This window comes from Pseudomonas sp. IT-P395 (assembly GCF_949767675.1).
Lineage (GTDB): Bacteria > Pseudomonadota > Gammaproteobacteria > Pseudomonadales > Pseudomonadaceae > Aquipseudomonas.
In genome coordinates this window covers 13654-32999 of the sequence record NZ_CATKPW010000005.1, presented here as the reverse complement: position 1 = coordinate 32999, position 19346 = coordinate 13654, and the positions used below count along the sequence as shown (strand labels likewise).

The 19346-nt window shown below is 59.7% G+C and carries 16 protein-coding genes and 1 pseudogene; 12 read left to right on the top strand and 5 right to left on the bottom strand.

The window, feature by feature from the left end; all coding sequences use genetic code 11:
* Nucleotides 1-50: 50 nt before the first annotated feature.
* Nucleotides 51-2786 (bottom strand): preprotein translocase subunit SecA, encoded by a 2736-nt coding sequence (gene secA / locus ACM6IN_RS04470; RefSeq protein WP_414915492.1) that lies wholly within the window; start codon nt 2784-2786, stop codon nt 51-53.
* 308 nt (nt 2787-3094) lie between these two features.
* Here secA and ACM6IN_RS04465 point away from each other — a divergent pair, with 308 nt between their 5' ends.
* Nucleotides 3095-3550 carry a DUF721 domain-containing protein gene (locus ACM6IN_RS04465; RefSeq protein ID WP_007912767.1) on the top strand — a complete coding sequence of 152 codons (456 nt, stop codon included), beginning with the start codon at nt 3095-3097 and terminating at the stop codon, nt 3548-3550.
* A gap of 108 nt (nt 3551-3658) precedes the next feature.
* Here the strand turns inward: ACM6IN_RS04465 and ACM6IN_RS04460 are convergent, their stop codons facing one another.
* Nucleotides 3659-5146: a helicase HerA-like domain-containing protein gene (locus ACM6IN_RS04460; protein WP_414915491.1), complete on the bottom strand. Its 1488-nt coding sequence runs from the start codon at nt 5144-5146 to the stop codon at nt 3659-3661.
* 189 nt (nt 5147-5335) lie between these two features.
* Between ACM6IN_RS04460 and ACM6IN_RS04455 the strand changes: the two are divergent.
* The 5 genes and pseudogenes from ACM6IN_RS04455 to ACM6IN_RS04435 form a co-directional block, all read left to right on the top strand.
* A pseudogene (locus tag ACM6IN_RS04455) lies at nt 5336-6367 on the top strand (cache domain-containing protein); the annotation flags it as partial.
* Nucleotides 6368-6460: 93 nt separating this feature from the next.
* Complete coding sequence (locus ACM6IN_RS04450) at nt 6461-7225, top strand: methyl-accepting chemotaxis protein (protein ID WP_371043227.1); 765 nt, start codon at nt 6461-6463, stop codon at nt 7223-7225.
* Nucleotides 7226-7508: 283 nt separating this feature from the next.
* Entirely contained in the window at nt 7509-8621 is a 1113-nt protein-coding gene (locus tag ACM6IN_RS04445) for a glycosyltransferase family 4 protein (RefSeq protein ID WP_007912770.1), read from the top strand.
* Nucleotides 8614-9390 carry a DUF2334 domain-containing protein gene (locus ACM6IN_RS04440; protein ID WP_414915490.1) on the top strand — a complete coding sequence of 259 codons (777 nt, stop codon included), beginning with the start codon at nt 8614-8616 and terminating at the stop codon, nt 9388-9390. The genes ACM6IN_RS04445 and ACM6IN_RS04440 overlap by 8 nt, the downstream gene beginning before the upstream one ends.
* Nucleotides 9387-10385: a lysylphosphatidylglycerol synthase transmembrane domain-containing protein gene (locus ACM6IN_RS04435; protein ID WP_414915489.1), complete on the top strand. Its 999-nt coding sequence runs from the start codon at nt 9387-9389 to the stop codon at nt 10383-10385. Before ACM6IN_RS04440 ends, ACM6IN_RS04435 begins: the two co-directional genes overlap by 4 nt.
* Here the strand turns inward: ACM6IN_RS04435 and ACM6IN_RS04430 are convergent.
* Both ACM6IN_RS04430 and purU read right to left on the bottom strand, forming a co-directional pair.
* Nucleotides 10369-10548, bottom strand: a complete 180-nt coding sequence (locus ACM6IN_RS04430; protein ID WP_007912773.1) for a hypothetical protein — start codon at nt 10546-10548, stop codon at nt 10369-10371. The genes ACM6IN_RS04435 and ACM6IN_RS04430 overlap by 17 nt on opposite strands.
* A gap of 86 nt (nt 10549-10634) precedes the next feature.
* Nucleotides 10635-11483 carry a formyltetrahydrofolate deformylase gene (purU, locus tag ACM6IN_RS04425; RefSeq protein ID WP_007912774.1) on the bottom strand — a complete coding sequence of 283 codons (849 nt, stop codon included), beginning with the start codon at nt 11481-11483 and terminating at the stop codon, nt 10635-10637.
* A 336-nt stretch (nt 11484-11819) separates the two neighbouring features.
* Here purU and mvaT point away from each other — a divergent pair, with 336 nt between their 5' ends.
* Nucleotides 11820-12197, top strand: coding sequence for a histone-like nucleoid-structuring protein MvaT (gene mvaT, locus ACM6IN_RS04420; RefSeq protein ID WP_007912775.1), 378 nt, complete (start codon nt 11820-11822; stop codon nt 12195-12197).
* Nucleotides 12198-12295: 98 nt separating this feature from the next.
* Here mvaT and sbcB read toward each other — a convergent pair whose 3' ends face one another.
* Nucleotides 12296-13726: an exodeoxyribonuclease I gene (gene sbcB, locus ACM6IN_RS04415; protein WP_007912776.1), complete on the bottom strand. Its 1431-nt coding sequence runs from the start codon at nt 13724-13726 to the stop codon at nt 12296-12298.
* A gap of 181 nt (nt 13727-13907) precedes the next feature.
* Here sbcB and ACM6IN_RS04410 point away from each other — a divergent pair, with 181 nt between their 5' ends.
* The 5 genes from ACM6IN_RS04410 to ACM6IN_RS04390 are packed head-to-tail and all read left to right on the top strand — an operon-like array spanning nt 13908 to nt 19299.
* Nucleotides 13908-14633 carry an RDD family protein gene (locus ACM6IN_RS04410; RefSeq protein WP_414915488.1) on the top strand — a complete coding sequence of 242 codons (726 nt, stop codon included), beginning with the start codon at nt 13908-13910 and terminating at the stop codon, nt 14631-14633.
* Nucleotides 14630-15607 (top strand): stage II sporulation protein M, encoded by a 978-nt coding sequence (locus ACM6IN_RS04405; RefSeq protein WP_414915487.1) that lies wholly within the window; start codon nt 14630-14632, stop codon nt 15605-15607. Before ACM6IN_RS04410 ends, ACM6IN_RS04405 begins: the two co-directional genes overlap by 4 nt.
* Nucleotides 15594-17141, top strand: coding sequence for a DUF4129 domain-containing protein (locus ACM6IN_RS04400; RefSeq protein ID WP_414915486.1), 1548 nt, complete (start codon nt 15594-15596; stop codon nt 17139-17141). Before ACM6IN_RS04405 ends, ACM6IN_RS04400 begins: the two co-directional genes overlap by 14 nt.
* Nucleotides 17138-18301 carry a DUF4350 domain-containing protein gene (locus ACM6IN_RS04395; protein WP_414915485.1) on the top strand — a complete coding sequence of 388 codons (1164 nt, stop codon included), beginning with the start codon at nt 17138-17140 and terminating at the stop codon, nt 18299-18301. Before ACM6IN_RS04400 ends, ACM6IN_RS04395 begins: the two co-directional genes overlap by 4 nt.
* The gene (locus ACM6IN_RS04390; RefSeq protein WP_414915484.1) at nt 18298-19299 is read left to right on the top strand and encodes an AAA family ATPase; all 1002 of its coding nucleotides are present in this window, start codon (nt 18298-18300) and stop codon (nt 19297-19299) included. Before ACM6IN_RS04395 ends, ACM6IN_RS04390 begins: the two co-directional genes overlap by 4 nt.
* The last annotated feature ends 47 nt before the right edge of the window (nt 19300-19346 follow it).

Genomic DNA, 19346 nt, shown 5'->3' with positions numbered 1-19346 from the left:
GACGGCAAGAGCCGGTCGCGGCGCGGGTATTTCAGCGATTGAAACGGGTTTTACTGGATCTGCCCGTGGCAATGCTTGAATTTCTTGCCCGAACCGCAGTAGCACAGTTCGTTGCGGCCCAGCTTCTGCTCATTGCGAACCGGGGCGGTGGCGAGGGCGACATCGACCTCTTCACCCAGTACTTCCGGCTGCTCCAGACCTGGCGCTTCGGCGTGTTCGAACTGCATGCGGGCGGCCAGCGCTTCGGCTTCCTGACGCAGACGTTGCTCCTCGGCCTCCGGATCTTCGCGGCGCACCTGAACGTGCGACAGCACGCGGATCGAGTCGCGCTTGATCGAATCCAGCAGCTCGGAGAACAGAGTGAACGACTCGCGCTTGTATTCCTGCTTCGGGTTCTTCTGAGCGTAGCCACGCAGATGGATACCGTGACGCAAGTGGTCCATGGTCGACAGGTGGTCTTTCCACAGATCGTCCAGCACGCGCAGCACAATTTGTTTCTCGAACGAGCGCAGTGCGTCGGCACCGGCCTGATCTTCTTTCTCGTTGTACGCCGCCATCAGCTCGGTCATGAGCTTCTCGCGCAGGGTTTCTTCGTACAGGTGATCGTCTTCGTCGAGCCATTGCTGAATCGGCAATGTCACGCCGAAATCGCTGGCAATCGACGCTTCCAGACCAGCCACGTCCCACTGCTCAGGCAGCGATTGCGGCGGAATATGTGCGCTGACGGTGGCGTTGAGCACGTCCTGACGGAAATCGGCGATGGTTTCACCGATGTTGTCAGCGGCCAGCAACGTGTTACGCATGTGATAGATCACTTTACGCTGTTCGTTGTTGACGTCGTCGAACTCGAGCAGTTGCTTACGGATGTCGAAGTTACGGCCTTCAACCTTGCGCTGCGCCTTCTCGATCGCATTGGTCACCATGCGGTGCTCGATCGCTTCGCCCGGCTGCATGCCCAGGGCTTTCATGAAGTTCTTCACTCGATCAGAAGCGAAGATGCGCATCAGGCTGTCTTCCAGCGACAGGTAGAAGCGGCTGGAACCGGCGTCACCCTGACGGCCGGCACGGCCACGCAGCTGGTTGTCGATACGACGCGATTCGTGACGCTCGGAGGCAATCACCTGCAGACCGCCGGATTCCAGCACTTGCTGGTGACGCTTCTGCCAGTCGGCCTTGATCTGGGCAATCTGCTCAGGGGTCGGGTTTTCCAGCGAGGCAACTTCAACTTCCCAGTTACCGCCCAACAGGATGTCGGTACCACGACCGGCCATGTTGGTGGCGATGGTCAGGGCGCCCGGACGACCGGCCTGCGCGATGATCTCGGCTTCTTTTTCGTGGAACTTGGCGTTCAGAACCTTGTGTTCGATGCCTTCTTTCACGAGCAATGCGGACATGTGCTCGGAGGTTTCGATGGTGGCAGTACCCACCAGCACCGGACGACCGGCCGCCATGCTTTCCTTGATGTCCGCAACGATCGCCGCGTATTTCTCTTCGGCGGTCAGGAACACCAGGTCGTTGAAGTCTTTACGCGCCAACGGTTTGTTCGGCGGAATGACCATGACCTCCAGACCATAGATCTGGTGGAATTCGAACGCTTCGGTGTCAGCGGTACCGGTCATGCCGGACAGCTTGGTGTACAGACGGAAGTAGTTCTGGAACGTGGTCGAGGCCAGGGTCTGGCTCTCGGCCTGGATGTTCAGGCCTTCTTTGGCTTCGATGGCCTGATGCAGGCCTTCGGACAGACGACGACCCGGCATGGTACGGCCGGTGTGTTCGTCGACCAGTACGACCTGGCCGTCCTGCACGATGTATTCGATGTTGCGATTGAACAGCTTGTGCGCACGCAGACCGGCATACACGTGGGTCAACAGGCCCAGGTTGTGTGCCGAGTACAGGCTCTCGCCTTCAGCCAGCAGGCCGACGCGGGTGAGCATGTCTTCGATGAACTGGTGACCGGCTTCGTTGAGTTCGACCTGACGGGTCTTCTCGTCAACGGTGTAGTGGCCAGCCTTGGTGACTTCGCCTTCGACTTCTTCAACGTGCAGTTCCAGCTGCGGGATCAGTTTATTGATCTCCATGTACAGCTTGGAGCTGTCCTCGGCCTGACCGGAGATGATCAGCGGGGTACGCGCTTCGTCGATGAGGATGGAGTCGACTTCGTCGATCACGGCAAAGTTGAGTTCGCGCTGGAATTTTTCTTCCATGCTGAACGCCATGTTGTCGCGCAGGTAGTCGAAACCGAATTCGTTGTTGGTGCCGTAGGTGATGTCGGCGGCGTACGCCAGACGTTTCTCTTCCGGCGGCTGGAACGGCGTCACGACGCCAACGGTCAGGCCGAGGAATTCATACAGCGGACGCATCCAGTTGGCGTCACGACGCGCCAGGTAGTCGTTCACCGTCACAACGTGCACGCCCTTGCCGGACAGTGCGTTGAGGTAAACGCCCAGGGTCGCTACGAGGGTTTTACCCTCACCGGTGCGCATTTCGGCGATCTTGCCTTCGTGCAAGGTCATGCCACCGACGAGCTGCACGTCGAAGTGGCGCATACCCATGATGCGCTTGCCGGCTTCGCGGGCGACCGCAAAGGCTTCTGGCAGCAGCTTGTCGAGGGTTTCCCCTTTGGCGATGCGGGCCTTGAACTCATTGGTCTTGGCGCGCAATTGATCGTCCGAAAGGGCCACCATTTGCTCTTCGAAGGCATTGACGAGCTGCACCGTCTTGAGCATGCGTTTGACTTCACGCTCGTTCTTGCTTCCAAAAAGTTTCTTTAACAAAGGCGCAAACATATCGGCAGGATCTTCCACACTAAAGGGATGGAGGGCGGCCCCGTGAGCGTCGCCCGTGCAGCCCTCATGGCCGCATGCGAACGAGCATTCTACCCGGAAACGGAAGTGAGGAAAGTGGCGATGTTCCACGATGCTGGCACTGCGCTTTGACGGGGCTCACTTAAAATAGGGGCGTTTTGCTCAACTTCAAGTCATACAAGGCAGAAGTTAGTTGTTGATTTAATGGGTAAAGCGGGGGCAAAAGCAATGGGCGAGTGAGTTTGGCCTTTCTGCTACCATGGCGATTCTGTTACTTCAGGTGTTCGATCATGGCATTTCGCCCTCTTACGGCTAAAGCACCCGCCGTTCTCCTGCGCGAAGCCAAGCCGCTCAAAGCCATCCTCGGCCATGCCCAGCGCCTGGGCCATTTACAACGCCTGCTCGAAAGCCAATTGCAGCCCGCCGCCCGCGAACATTGCCATGTAGCGTCGTGGCGTGAGGGCAGTTTGTTGTTGATCGTCACCGATGGTCACTGGGCCACGCGCCTGCGTTACCAGCAAAAACGCTTGCAGCGACAATTGCAGATGTTTGACGAGTTCGCGAGTCTGACGCGGATTCTGTTCAAGGTGCAGCCGCCGACGGTTCAACGCGGGTCAGCCGGGCACACGATGGATTTGTCCACGGATGCAGCGGCGACGATTCAGGCCACGGCAGACGGGATCACTGATCCGGGATTGCGCGCGGCGCTGGAGCGCCTGGCGGCGCACGCCAAAGACAAGTCCTGACAGCTATCAATAATTGTAGGAGTGAGCCTGCTCGCGATAGCGGTGAAACAGTCGACATTGTCGTGACTGGCATACCGCAATCGCGAGCAGGCTCACTCCTACATTAGGTCAGCGGCGTTTGCTGCCACCGAGTAAAGAGCCCATCAAGCCGCGTACCAGTTGTTTGCCAAGGTTATTGGCAGCCTGGCGCATCGCCGATTTCAGCGCTTGCCCGGCAGCGGTGCCGAGGAACTCTCCTGCTCTGTCGGCCAGGCTCGGCTCTTCAGGCGCAGGCTTGCCGGCGGGCGCCTCGGCTTCAGGCGCCAGGCCTTTGCGCCCCATGAGAATTTCATAAGCCGATTCACGATCAATCGGCTTGTCATAGCGCCCCTTGAACGGCGAGCCGGCAATCAGCAGCGTGCGTTCGGTTTCGGTCAGCGGCCCGATCCGCGATTGCGGCGGTGCGACCAGTACGCGCTGAACCATTTCCGGCGTGCCTTTCTCGGTCAGCGTGCCGACCAACGCCTCGCCGATCCCCAATTCAGTCAACACCGACAAACTGTCGAACGCCGGATTCGGCCGGAAGCCGTCCGCCACTGCACGTAGGGATTTCTGCTCTTTAGCGGTAAACGCACGCAAGCCGTGCTGGATGCGCAGACCGAGTTGCGCCAGCACGTCATCGGGCAAATCCGCCGGTGACTGCGTGACGAAATACACGCCAACACCTTTGGAGCGGATTAGGCGCACCACTTGCTCGAGGCGCTCCTGCAAGGCCTTGGGCGTATCGCCAAACAATAAATGCGCCTCATCGAAAAACAACGCCAGCAGCGGTTTGTCGGCATCGCCTCGCTCTGGCAACTGCTCGAACAACTCAGCCAGCAGCCACAACAGGAACGTTGCATAGACTTTCGGCGCCTCGTGCACCAGACGGCTGGCGTCGAGCAGATGAATGCGCCCCTGCCCCTCGGCAGTCGGTTGCAGAATGTCTTCGAGTTGCAGTGCCGGTTCGCCAAACAAGGCTTCGGCGCCCTGCTGCTCAAGGATCGCCAGGCGGCGCAACAGCGCCTGACTGGAACCGGTGGTCATCAACGCCGCGTCTTCGCCCAGCAGTTGCGGATTGTCCTTGAGATGATTGAGCAGCGCCTTCAGATCTTTCAGATCCAACAGCAACAAGCCCTCGCGATCAGCGACCTTGAAGGCTGCGTAAAGCGCCGATTGCTGGCTGTCAGTCAGTTCCAGCAGGCTGCCGATCAACAGCGGGCCCATTTCACTCAAGGTGGTGCGCAACGGATGACCGGACTCACCGTGGATATCCCACAAGGTCACCGGATACGCCTGCGGCTTGTGGTTGAGCCATGGCATCCCGGCGATACGCTCGGCCACTTTGCCCTGCGGGTTGCCGGCCGCACCGAGACCACACAGATCGCCCTTGATGTCAGCGGCAAATACCGCGACCCCGGCGTCACTGAACGCCTCGGCCAAACGCTGCAAGGTGACGGTTTTACCGGTACCGGTGGCGCCAGCGACCAGTCCGTGGCGGTTCGCCAGGCGCATGGCCTGAGCAATCTGCTGGCCTGCGAGATCGGCGCCGATTACGAGTTGCGAGGAGTCAGGCATTTTGTCACCCAATGGTTAATCTTTGATTACGCATGGCCGATACAGAGGAGTGAGAGACCCGACCACAAGTCAGGCCGGACATTTCCCTAAGGAGAGACGGAAATATCAGCTTGTTTTCACCCTTGCCCATTTTGCGCGCTTCTATAAAAGCACGCCCTGGACATTAAGACCTTAGCGGAACCCCAAGCCATGAACAAAAATCTGCGCTTCAGCCATAAAATTTTGCTTGCCGCCGCCCTCATCGTCATCGCCGCTTTCGCCTCGTTTACGCTGTACAACGACTGGTTGCAGCGCAATGCGATCCGCGATGACCTGAACAACTATCTCAATGAGATGGGCGAAGTCACTGCCGGCAATATCCAGACCTGGCTCAGCGGCCGCATTCTGTTGATCGAGAACGCCGCCCAGAACATCGCCATCAACCCGGAACCGGTCAATGTCGCCAGCCTGCTGGAACAGAAAGCCCTGACCTCGACGTTCATGGCGTCCTACCTCGGTGATGCCACCGGCCACTTCACCATCCGCCCGGATGCGAAGATGCCGGACGGTTTCGATCCACGGGTGCGCCCTTGGTATAAAGGTGCCGAGAGCAGCAGCACCTCGACCCTGACCGAGCCGTACATCGACGCCGCCACTGGCCAGTTGATCATCTCCATCGCCACCGCCTCGAAAAAGGCTGGCCAGAGCGTGGGCGTAGTCGGCGGCGATCTGAGCCTGCAATCGCTGGTCGACACCCTCGCCGCCCGCGATTTTGACGGCATGGGTTATGTGTTCCTGGTCAGTGCCGACGGCAAGATCCTCGTGCACCCGGACAAGGCCTTGGTGATGAAATCACTGAAAGAAGCCTATCCGCAGGACACCCCGCGCATCAGCAGCGACTTCAGTGAAGTCACCGTCGATGGCAAGACCCGCATCGTCACCTTCGCGCCGATCAAAGGCCTGCCGTCAGTGAACTGGTACATCGGTCTGTCGGTGGACAAAGATCAGGCGTTCGCGATGCTCAGCGAGTTCCGCACCTCGGCAGTGATCGCGACAGTGATTGCCGTGGCGATCATCATTGCCCTGCTCGGCATGCTGATCCGCCTGCTGATCCAGCCGCTGCATGTAATGACCCGCGCCATGGAAGACATTGCCGACGGCGAAGGTGATCTGACCAAACGCCTGACCATCGTCAATAACGATGAATTCGGCATCCTCGGTACCGCGTTCAACCGTTTCGTCGAGCGAATTCACGGTTCGATCCGCGAAGTGTCTTCGGCGACCGGCCAGGTTAACGAGGTCGCCCTGCGTGTAGTCGCCGCGTCGAACTCGTCGATGTACAACTCCGATCAGCAAGCCTCGCGCACCAGTAGTGTCGCTGCAGCGATCAATCAGCTTGGTGCTGCGGCGCAGGAAATCGCCCGCAATGCCGCCCAGGCTTCGAATCAGGCCAGCGACGCTCGCGGTCTGGCTGAAGACGGCCAGCAAGTGGTCGATCGCAGCATCAAGGCGATGAATCAACTGTCGAGCATGCTCAGCGCATCGAGCAGCAATATCGAGTCGCTGAACAGCAAGACCGTGAACATCGGTCAGATTCTCGAAGTGATCACCAGCATTTCCCAGCAAACCAACCTGCTGGCGCTCAACGCTGCGATTGAAGCGGCACGTGCCGGTGAGGCCGGCCGTGGTTTTGCCGTGGTGGCCGATGAAGTGCGCAATCTGGCGCACCGTACCCAGGAGTCGGCGCAACAGGTACAGACCATGATCGAGGAACTGCAGGTTGGCGCTCGTGAATCGGTGAGCACCATGAGCGACAGCCAGCGCCACAGCCAGGACAGCGTCGAGATTGCCAACCTCGCCGGGGAGCGCTTGAACAGCGTGACGCAGCGCATTGGCGAGATCGACGGGATGAATCAGTCGGTGGCCACGGCGACCGAGGAGCAGACCGCTGTTGTGGAATCGATCAACGTCGATATCACCGAGATCAATACGCTGAATCAGGAGGGCGTGGAGAACTTGCAGGCGACGTTGCGTGCTTGTTCGGATCTGGAGCAGCAGGCTTCGCGGTTGAAACAGTTGGTGGGTAGTTTCCGCATCTGAAGATCAAAAGCTTTACCCCCTCACCCCAGCCCTCTCCCCCAGGGGGCGAGGGGGAAAGGGAGCCGATCTTCATGCTGTTCAGAACCTGAGTTCGACTGAAGACTTTCAGGTCGATGCATAAAACCCAAACACCTCGGTCAGTCCCCTCTCCCTCCGGGAGAGGGTTAGGGTGAGGGGCTCTTCCGCTCTGAAGCTCTTCAGCTCTACCGCGCAATCCCGACCGAACATCTATTCTTGATAAAGGTCAACCAAGGGAGAACCACGCAGCGGAGGGTTGGTCACCGTGCATATCGCCGACATCACTATGTTCTACGCCCCGGCCAGCGGCGGCGTGCGCACTTATCTGGATGCCAAACACCGCCGGCTCGGGGTCAAACCCGGCATTCGCCACAGTCTGTTGATTCCCGGCGCGCATTTCGGCGAACACGACGGCATTTACACGGTTCCCGCCCCTGCCCTGCCGTTCGGCAAAGGTTACCGCTTCCCTGTACGCCTCGCGCCATGGCGCAATGTGCTGCAGGATTTGCAGCCCGATCTGATCGAAGTCGGCGATCCTTATCTGACCGCCTGGGCTGCGCTGGATGCGCGGCGGCAACTGGACGTGCCGGTGATCGGTTTCTATCACTCGGATCTGCCCTTGCTGGTCGGCAATCGCATGGGCCATTGGGTAACGCCGAATATCGAGGCCTATGTCACCCGGCTTTACGGCAACTTCGACCGGGTCCTGGCGCCCAGTCAGGTCATGGCTGACAAGCTCAGCGGACTCGGCGTGCGCAATGTTTTCGTGCAGCCATTGGGCGTGGACCTGCAGACCTTTCATCCAGACGCGGGCAACCGCAATCTGCGCGCGGAACTGGGCATCGCCGAAGAGACGCGCCTGTTGATTTTCGCCGGGCGCGGTTCGAAAGAGAAAAACCTGCCAGTACTGCTCAATTGCATGAAACGCCTTGGCCCGCGTTATCACTTGCTGTTGGTCGGCTCATCAATGCCCGCTGCCGTACCGGACAACGTCAGTGTGATCGATGAGTTCTGCCCGCCACACAGAGTCGCGCAATTGATGGCCAGCGCAGACGCGTTGGTCCATGCCGGTGATCAGGAAACCTTCGGTCTGGTGATTCTTGAAGCCATGGCCTGTGGCATTCCAGTGGTCGCCGTGGCCGCGGGTGCCTTCGAGGAAATCATCAGCGAGTCCTGTGGCTTGCTGTGCGCGCCGAACAACCCGCAAGCGATGGCCAATGCCGTGCGCGAACTGTTTAGTCGAGGCTGCGTGAAACTCGGCCAACAGGCGCGCGAGCATGTTGAACAGCATTACGCGTGGGACACGGTGGTCGACAGTCTGCTCGATCACTATCACGCCGTCCTCGGCCACACACTGCCACGAGTCGCCAATGGCTGAATCGACGAATTTCCCGGCTGTGCTGCTGGTGCTGCACGACGTGGCGCCCTCGACTTGGGCGGATTACCAACCGTTTGTCGCAGCGGTCGACGCATTGGGACAAGTGCCGGTGACGTGGCTGGTGGTGCCGGATTTCCATCGGCACAACGCCCTCAATGCTCACCCGGCGTTTCGCCGATTGCTCGATGAACGCGTTGCCCGTGGCGATGAACTGGCCCTGCACGGTTACTTCCATGATGATCAGGAACCCGGCCCGACAACCCCGCACGACTGGTTCATGCGCCGGGTCTACACCCATGAAGGCGAGTTCTACCGCTTGTCCCGCGAGTCCGCCCTCGCCCGTCTGCGCGCGGGTATCGATGTATTTCAGCGTTACGACTGGCCCCTGCACGGTTTCGTCGCCCCTGCCTGGCTGATGAGTGACGGCACCCGCCAGGCCCTGCGTGAGTTGCCGCTGAGCTATACCAGTGATCCGCAGCATCTGTATCGGTTGCCGGAGTTCACCGCCATCAATGCTCCAGGTCTGGTCTGGAGCGCCCGCAGTGCCTGGCGCCGAGGCTTGTCGAAATTAGTCTGCGAGCAGCGGGAACAGCGCTGGTGCCAGGCACCGGTGATTCGGCTAGGCTTGCACCCGGTGGACATGCGCCACCGTTTCTCCCGCGATTACTGGTTGAAAACCCTTGAACGACTGCTGGCGGAAGGACGCGTACCGATGACTAAAATCGACTGGCTGGCGCAACAGCACAGCCAATGGGAGCGCGCCGCATGAGTCGCGGCATTCTGCTGCTGATCGGCCTGCTCGCGGCCGTGCTGATTCCGGTGGTGCTCGGCGGCAGCGAAACCTGGGCGCGCCTGCAAAGCTTTCCGCTGCACTGGCTGCTGGTGATGTTCGGCATGATCCTGCAGTGCTGGGGCATCAATACCCTGCGTTTACGTTTGCTGCTCGGCGATCAGTGCGATCGCGTCACGCCGTTGAAGAGTCTTGGCGTGGTCATGGCCGCCGAATTCGCCTATTGCGCGACACCCGGTGGCAGCGGCGGACCACTGACGATCATGGCCCTGCTGGCCCGATCGGGTGTGCGCCCGGCGCGAGGCAGCGCAGTGTTTGCCATGGATCAGCTGAGTGACCTGCTGTTCTTTCTCTGCGCCCTCAGCGGGATTCTGATTTATGCGTTGTTTCAACACCTCAGCGATCGGCTGGAGTGGCTGCTGATGGTCAGCGCCGTTTCGTTGTTCGGTGGCTTGTTCAGTTGTGTATTGCTCGCGCGTTATCACCGCGCATTGATTCGCCTGAGCGGGCGCCTGTTAGCCAGAATGAACGTCAAGGCCAGCACTCGACGCCGCTGGGCGCGCAAGTTGCTGCACTTTCTCGCCGCGTTCACCGACACGCTGAAGTTGCCCTGGCAGACGCTGAGCAAAGTCTTCGCCCTGACGTGTGTGCATTGGTTGCTGCGTTACAGCGTGTTGTATCTGGCGTTGCGCGGCCTGGGCGCAGACTTGCAATGGGCCTGGAGTTTTCTGGTGCAGATGCTGTCGCTGGGCGCCGGGCAATTCAGTCTGCTGCCGGGCGGTGCGGGGGCGGCGGAACTGACCTCGGCGGCCTTATTGGCGCCGATGGTGGGGAAATCCACCGCAGCGGCGGCGATCCTGATCTGGCGGGTGGTGACGTATTACTTTTACCTGCTGGTGGGTGGCCCGGTGTTTCTGTTGATGCTGGGGCGGCCGCTGTTGAAGAAGCTGATGAACGTCAGACAGGCTTCTTGACGTCGTCCTGCTGCTGTTCTTTGAGTTGTTCCCACAACTCGGCAGCGCCGGGAAACTCGGTACCATCTTCAGGGCTCATGTCCTCGGGATCATATCGACTCAAACAACCCTCGCCCAACGTTGCCGGAGCTTTGGAAGTGGCTTTGTCCAGTGGATCACTCATGAACATTTCCTCGGGTCAGAAACGGCAAAGGGCCTGGAACGATTGAACGCCCAGACCCTTGGTTTTTCAAGCCTGTGTGGGTTCGATCAGAACACCACAGTCTTGTTGCCGTGCACCAGCACGCGATCTTCAAGGTGATAACGCAGGCCGCGCGCCAACACCATCTTCTCGACGTCACGGCCGAAACGCACCATGTCTTCGATGCTGTCGCTGTGGCTGACGCGAACCACGTCCTGCTCGATGATCGGGCCGGCGTCCAGCTCTTCGGTCACGTAGTGGCAGGTCGCACCGATCAGTTTCACGCCACGCAGGGAAGCCTGGTGGTACGGCTTGGCGCCGACGAACGACGGCAGGAAGCTGTGGTGAATGTTGATGACCTTGTGCGCGTATTCGCGGCACATGTCCGGCGGCAGGATTTGCATGTAGCGCGCCAGCACCACCACTTCAGCGTCGTGCTGTTTGACCAGGCGCGACACTTCGTCGAAGGCCGGTTGCTTGTCCTGCGGGTTGACCGGGACGTGATAATAAGGAATGCCGTGCCACTCGACCATGCTGCGCAGGTCATCGTGGTTGGAAATCACGCAGGAGATTTCGCAGTCCAGTTCATCGCTGTGCCAGCGGTGCAGCAAATCGGCGAGGCAGTGGGATTCGCGGCTAGCCATCAGCACAACGCGCTTTTTCTGCTCGGTGTCGGTGATGCGCCAGTCCATCGAGAACTCTTCGGCGATCGGCGCAAACTTCTCGCGCAGCACTTCAATACCGAAAGGCAGCGAATCGGCACGAATTTCGTGACGCATGAAGAACCAGCCGACTTGGTTGTCCGAGTGGTGGCTCGCTTCGGTGATCCAGCCGTTATGGGCTGCCAGAAAATTACTGACTTTGGCAACAATGCCAACGCGGTCCGGGCAAGAAATCACCAGCCGAAAAGTGCGCATGAGGGGGAAACTCCAGAACTTCGCAAAGGCCGCCATTCTAGCGGCTGCGCAGGAAAACTGCAGTATTGATCAGCACGGTCCGGGGCAGGCTCGGCATGACGGATGCTTGACGGGGTGATCGTCCACCTGACAGTGATCCCGTGGTATCGCTTGATCAGACAACTGTGAATATCTGTGATGACTGGGTCACACTATTTAACTGAATATTCAATAGATGGCAGTTTCTCGTAACTAATTTAAATAAAAACTCAGGTTAAATGTTTACTTGATGAAACAGCCTGACTATTATTGCGGCACTGTCCCCCTGCCATTCAGCACTCTACTAAGGTAGTAATCATGTCCTTGATCAACGAATACCGCGCCACCGAAGAAGCTATCAAAGAGCTGCAAGCCCGTTTGAAGAACCTGTCCCAAGACGACAAACTGCAAGCCGAGCTGGAATTCGAAGGCAAACTGCGCACCCTGATGGGCGAATACTCCAAGTCCCTGCGTGACATCATCGCGCTGCTGGACCCGGAAGCAAAAACCAAAGCAGTACGCGGCGGCGCAGTAAAAACTACCGGCACCAAGCGTGCTCGCAAAGTTAAACAATACAAAAACCCGCACAACGGCGAAGTCATCGAAACCAAAGGTGGCAACCACAAAACTCTGAAAGAGTGGAAAGCCAAGTGGGGCGGTGACGTGGTTGAAGGCTGGGCTACCCTGCTGGGCTAAGCCGCAACGCCTTCGCAGAGATATCCGCGAAAAAACAAACGCCAGCGAATGCTGGCGTTTTTTTTATGCCCGGCATTTAAGCCCGGTCATGTTCGATTTCAAAGACTCAAACGTTTGCGTAATGCCTGGACATAATTTTGCCATTCATTGAGCACTTCACTCTGCAGCGGCGTGGCATTAAGTGACCACTGCTCTGCCGCTTCTGTAAAAGACTTCAAGGTATTCGGCGCGCCCCACTCAGGCGCGGACAAGCGCTGCTGACAAAATAATCTCCAGCGTTCTTGCTCTTCGAAATTCAACGTCTCGGGAAAGTTGCGTGCGCGATATCGAAAAAGTAATTCGGGCAAACGTTCGTCATCGAAAGGCCATTGCTCTTGCGCTAGTTGTGACGGGTCGGCGCTCCTCACTTGCTCACATAGACGCCGGTCGCGGTCACCGATAAATCCGTCGTACAACTGTTGTTCCGGATCCTCACTCGGAATGAAATCTTCGCTGACATAAATTTCCGCTACTTTATCTTTCCAAACTTGTTGTGCGTCAGTTAGCCGCAGTGCTCGCTGTTGATACAGGGCCATGTCCAGCCCCAGACGTTGCTGATCCTGCGCGCGCAAAACCGCAAGCGGTGCCACCACCGGACAACGGTTGATGTGAATCAGCTTGAGCGGCACCGGCAACTCGCCTTCCAGCAAGTCGTCGCGGCGCGTGTACAAACGCTCGCGCAGGGTTTGCGCGTCGAGATCGAGCAACCCCTGCGGATCGAGGTGCAGGTCGCAGACGATCAGGGCATTGCGGTTTTTCGGGTGCCAGGCCAGTGGCAGCACCACACCGACATAACTGCGTGCTGCCGAGAAACGCCCGGAAACATGCACCAGCGGCTGCAGCAGGCGAATCTGATCCATGACTTTTTGCTTGCTGCGCAACTGGAACAGCCAGTCATACAGTTTTGGTTGTTTCTCGCGGATCAACCGCGCCAGTGCGATGGTCGCGCGTACGTCTGACAACGCTTCGTGGGCATGCCCGTGATCGATATTGTTCGCGGCCGTCAGGCGTTCGAGCTTGAGGGTCACCCGGCCTTCGTCATCGGTCGGCCAGACCAGGCCGTCAGGACGCAGCGCATAAGCGGCGCGCACCACATCAATCAGATCCCAACGACTGTTGCCGCCCTGCCACTCCCGGGCGTACGGGTCGAAGAAATTGCGATACAGGCTGTAACGGGTCATTTCGTCGTCGAAGCGCAGCGTGTTGTAACCGGCGCCACAGGTGCCCGGTGCCGCGAGTTGGGCATGCACGCGAGTCATGAAATCAGCCTCGCTCAAACCCTTTTCGGCGAGCTGGCTCGGGGTGATGCCGGTGATCGCGCACGCTGCCGGATGCGGCAGGATGTCTTCGCTGGGCTGGCAATAAAGATTGACCGGCTCGTCGATCTCGTTGAGCGCATGGTCGGTGCGGATCCCGGCCACCTGCAACGGGCGGTCGTTACGCGGATTGATGCCAGTGGTTTCGTAGTCGTACCAGAAGATTGAAGTCACGGGCGGTTCCTGAACTGAAGATCGGCAAAGTCTAGGCGCTCGACCGCCGTCGCGGCCAGCCTTGAAACATTCAAACACCTTGCGGCAATCACTGTGCAATACATAGTTATGTCGTTTCCCCCCGAGAGGCTGCTAGCATCGGCCTCACTTGCACTCCGAACAGGCGAACATCAGGTAGCCCATGCTCGAGCCCACAGCACCGCCAAGGAAAGCACCGCTGGCCCCGCCGCTGGATACGCGGCATCAGGTCGAAACGCCGGAAGGCATCGACCTGCCGTTGCGTCCCGCCGGGTTGATGGTGCGTGCCGTGGCCTTTGCGCTCGATCTGGTTATTCGCGGCGTGATCATGGGCGTGCTTTTCATTGCCCTGGCGTTTCTCGGCAAGCTCGGCATGGGTCTTGGTTCGCTGCTGCTGTTTGCAATCAGCTGGTGGTACATGGTGCTGTTCGAAGTGCTGCGTCAGGGCCGCTCGCCGGGTAAACAATGGATGGGGCTGCGCGTGGTGCACGACGACGGCACACCGATCGGCTGGTCGGCGTCGCTATTGCGAAACTTGCTGCGCTTTGTCGATCTGCTGCCTTTTGGCTACTTTCTCGGCACCCTCAGTTGCCTGCAACACCCGACCTTCAAACGCCTCGGTGACATGGCTGCCGGAACGCTGGTGATCTACAGCGAACGCCCGCTCAGCCGTCCACAATTGCCTGACGCCGAACCGCGGCGCTCACCCGTGCCACTCACCCTCAGCGAACAACGCGCCGTGCTTGGTTTCGCCGAGCGCCAAGGAGAGTTAACGCCAGCGCGGGTCAATGAACTGGCGGCCCTGCTCGCCCAGCCCCTGCATATTTCCGCGCCCAAAGCTGTCGCTGAACTCAACGGCATCGCTCGCGGCTTGTTGGGCCCGACATGAAGCAAAGCCTTTTCGAAAGTCGCTACAAGGACGAATGGGAGCGTTTTGCGCTGGCCCTCGAACGCCTTGAACGGGGCAAGGACACCTCACAAGTCGCCGGTTTCCCCAAGGCCTATCGCAGGCTTTGCCAGCATCTTGCGCTGGCACAGGAGCGCGGTTACAGCAGTTTTCTCATCGACTCATTGCAGCAACAGGTATTACGCGGGCATCAACAGTTGTACCGCCACCGCAGCCGGCTCGGTGCCAATCTGCTGAGTTTCATTCTCGCTGACTTTCCACGTCTGGTGCGCGCCGAATGGCCCTTTGTACTGGTTGCCAGCCTGCTGTTCTTTGGCAGCCTGATTGGCGTCGGCATGCTGGTATATGTGTTTCCCGAGCTGGTCTACAACCTGATCCCCGCCGATCAGGTGCGTGAAATGCAAGGCATGTACGACCCGGTCGCCGGCCACCTCGGGCGCCCCGCCGAACGCGCGGCCAGCGAAGACTGGGTGATGTTCGGTTACTACGTGATGCACAACATCGGCATCGCCTTTCAGACCTTTGCCAGCGGTTTGCTGATGGGCGTGGGCAGTGCATTCTTTCTGTTCTACAACGGCATGGTCATCGGCGCGGTGGCCGGGCACCTGAGCGAGATCGGTTTCGGCCAGACTTTCTGGTCATTCGTCATCGCCCACGGCGCCTTTGAACTCACCGCCATTGCCCTCGCTGGCGCAGCTGGCCTGGAACTCGGCTGGGCGTTGATCGCACCCGGACAGCTGACCCGCGGCGAAGCACTGAAACGGGCGGCGCGCAAAAGCGTATTGCTTGTGTGCGGAGTCATGTTGTTCCTGCTGATTGCCGCGTTTATCGAAGCCTATTGGTCATCGAAAACCAGCGTCACGCCGCTGACCAAATATCTGGTCGGGGCCGGGCTTTGGGCATTGGTTGCGCTCTATCTCTCGTTTGCCGGAAGGACCCGTCATGCGCCTGAGTGACGCCACCGTGGTGATCCGTCCGCGCACAACCTGGGAAGCCATGGACCTTGGTGTGCTGATGAGCCAGCAACATCGGCGCCTGCTGATGACCAGTTGGGCAATCGTCACCCTGCCGCTGTTCGCCTTGCTCAGCCTGTTGCTGTGGGATTCGCCATCACTGGCGGTGTTTATCTTCTGGTGGCTGAAACCGGCGTATGAACGCCTGCCGTTGTACATCCTGTCGAAAGCGCTGTTTGGCGAAACGCCGACGCTCAAACAAGCCTTGCGTGAATGGCCGCGCCTGCTCAAACCACAACTGCTGGCCAGCCTGACCTGGCGCCGCCTGAGTTTCAGCCGCAGCTTTTTATTGCCGGTGCTGCAACTCGAAGGCCTCGACGGCAGCGCCCGACAACAACGCCTGCAGGTGCTGCTGCAACGCAACGCCGGCGCGGCGCAATGGCTGACCATCATCGGCGTGCATCTGGAAACCGCGTTGTGGATCGGCCTGATGGTGCTGTTCTACATGTTGCTGCCGCAGCAGATCGAAACGGATTGGGACTGGCAGTCGCTGGTTCTCGCGGCGGACAACGAGTGGCGCTGGCTGGAACATCTGACCAATGTCTTCTATGCGCTGGTGCTCGTGGTGTGGGAACCGGTCTACGTCGCCTGCGGCTTCAGCCTTTATCTGAACCGGCGCACGCAACTGGAAGCGTGGGACATCGAACTGGTATTCCGCCGCTTGCGTCATCGTCTCAACAACGGTGTGTTGGGATTGCTGCTGGCAGTCTGTCTGATTGTGCCGAACGTGCCTTCGGTTTGGGCCGCCGAGCCCGATGACGGTCCACAGACACCGCGCTTGTTGAATCAGCCGCTGACCAGTCAGGCATCGCGCGACAGCATCAAGGCACTGCTTGAGCAACCGCCGTTCAAGAACAAGGAATTCGTCACCCGCTATCGCTTCGGCGAGGACCCCGCAGAACCGGCCAAAGCGCAAACGCCGGGTGAAGCGCCGCAGTGGCTGAAAAGCCTGTTGGGCTGGCTCGACGGGCAACACCTCAACGTGCTGGCGAAGCTCATTGAAGTGTTGCTGTGGGCGGCGGTCATCGCTGCAATCGGCTGGCTGATCTGGCGTTATCGCGAATTTCTCCAAGCCTTCGTCAGCCGCCGCCCGAGACTGCCCGCAAAGCCCAAACGTGCGGTGCCGCAGCAAGCCTTTGGCCTGGACTTGAACCGCGACGCGTTGCCTGACGACATCGCCACCAGCGCCGGACAACTCTGGCAAAGCCAACCCCGCGCAGCACTGGGTCTGTTGTATCGAGGGCTGCTCAGCCATCTGCTCCACGATTTCGACCTGAGGCTGAAACCCGCCGACACCGAACTCCAGGTACTGGCGCACGTTGAACAATTGCAGCGTCCCGAGCTGCTCGCGTTCAGCCGCAACCTCACTACCCACTGGCAGAATATGGCCTATGGGCATCGCGTGCCGGCGGCGTCTCTGCAGCAGGAATTGTGCGATGGCTGGCGCGCCTTGTTCGGCCCCGGAGCCGCCCGTTGAGTCGCTGGACACTGTGGTGGGTCGCTGCGTTGATCGCCTTGCTGCTGGGCGCACTGAGCGTTTTCCTCGTCCTCAAGGCCAAGCCTTATCAGGAAGCAGTCGATCACGGCCCCTCGCCCGCCGCGCAAGCCAATCCTTATCTGGCGGCCGAGCTGTTTTTGCGTGAGCGCGGCCTCAACGTCAGCCATGCCGAAAGCCTCGCGATGCTCCCCGATATCGATCCGCGCCGGCATACGCTTCTCCTGTTCAACGACCGCTCGCGAATGACGCCGCGGCAGGTCGATCAAGTGTTGAACTGGACGCGGGCCGGCGGGCGGCTGGTGTTCGTCGCTGAATCGCTGTGGGACGAGCAGACAAAACAGAGTAACGACCTGTTGCTCGATCAGGTGCAACTGCATCAATCCCTGAGCAAGGATCTGAAAGACTTGCCCGCCGACGCTGAACCCGATCGCTTCCCGCAACTGACCAAACTCTATCTGGAAGACGAAGACGCACCGGCCTACGCTGGCTTCGACACCGACTTCCACCTCGACGATCCGAAGAATCTTGCGCAAGCCTGGGCCAACAGCGCCAAAGCCACGCACATGATGCAACTGCCCTACAGCCTGGGCACGATTACCGTGGTCACCGACGCCGATCTGTGGAAAACCGCAGCCATCGCCCAGTACGACAACGCCTGGCTGCTCTGGTATTTGAGCGCCGACACCGACGTCACGTTGATCTACAACACCGAGCATGATGGTCTGCTCACCTTGCTCTGGCGCTACTTCCCGCAAGCCATCGTCGCCCTGCTCGCATTGATCGGCCTGTGGCTCTGGCACGTCGGCGTACGCCACGGCCCATTGCAATTACCCGCTCCAGGCGGGCGTCGGCAATTGCAGGAACACCTGCGCGCCAGCGCCGATTTCCTGTTGCGCCACAACGGCCAGCAGGCGCTGCTGCAAGCACTGCAACAGGACGTGCTGCGCCGCGCCCGCCGCCGCCATCCAGGCTTTGACCAATTGAACGTTGCCGAACAATGGCTGGCGTTGTCGCGCCTGACCCGACAATCCACTCGCGCTATCAGCCAGGCCCTGAGCCCGGTGTCGAACCGGCAGATCTCCAGCGCCGATTTCTGCCGCCAGGTCGCCCACCTGCAAACCCTGAGGAACACGCTATGACTGAACAGATCGAGCCCCGCAGCGCCAGCCACGCCGCCCAGCAACGCCAGCGTGCCAGCCAGTTGGCACAAGCGGTGCGCGGCGAATTGCAGAAAGCGCTGATTGGCCAGAACCAGGTAATCGACGACGTGCTGACGGCACTTATCGCCGGTGGTCATGTGTTGCTTGAAGGCGTGCCGGGGCTGGGCAAGACCCTGCTGGTGCGAGCATTGGCCCGTTGCTTCGGTGGCGAGTTTGCGCGGATTCAGTTCACCCCGGACCTGATGCCCAGCGACGTCACCGGCCACGCCGTGTACGACCTGCAAACCGTACAGTTCAAGCTGCGCAAAGGCCCGTTGTTCACCAATCTGCTGCTGGCCGACGAGATCAACCGCGCCCCGGCGAAAACCCAGGCTGCCTTGCTCGAAGCGATGCAGGAACGTCAGGTCACACTCGAAGGTCGTGCCCTGCCCATCGCGCAACCGTTCATGGTCCTGGCAACGCAGAACCCGATCGAACAGGAAGGCACTTATCCCCTGCCGGAAGCCGAACTCGACCGGTTCATGCTCAAGGTACGCATGGACTACCCCGACGCTGATCAAGAGCTGAACATGGTGCGTCAGGTCTGCCGCTCGACCCGTGCCGACATGCTCGATGTGCAACCACTGCGCACCGTGTTGCAGGCCAAGGATGTGCAGGCCCTGCAGCGTATCGCCAGTGACCTGCCACTGGACGATCAGGTCCTCGATTACGCCGTGCGCCTGGCGCGCGGCACGCGCACCTGGCCGGGGCTGACTCTTGGCGCCGGGCCGCGCGCCTCGATTGCCCTGGTGCGTTGCGCCCGCGCCCGCGCCTTGTTGCGTGGCGGTGAGTTCGTGATTCCCGACGACATCAAGGGCTGCGCGCTGGCCGTGCTGCGCCATCGAGTACGCATTGCCCCGGAGTTGGACATTGAAGGTTTGCAGGTCGATCAAGTCCTTCAGCAACTGCTCGAGCAGATTCCGGCGCCGCGTCTGTGAAATTCGCGATGAGCCAAAAAGATCGCAGCCTTTGGCAGCTCCTACAG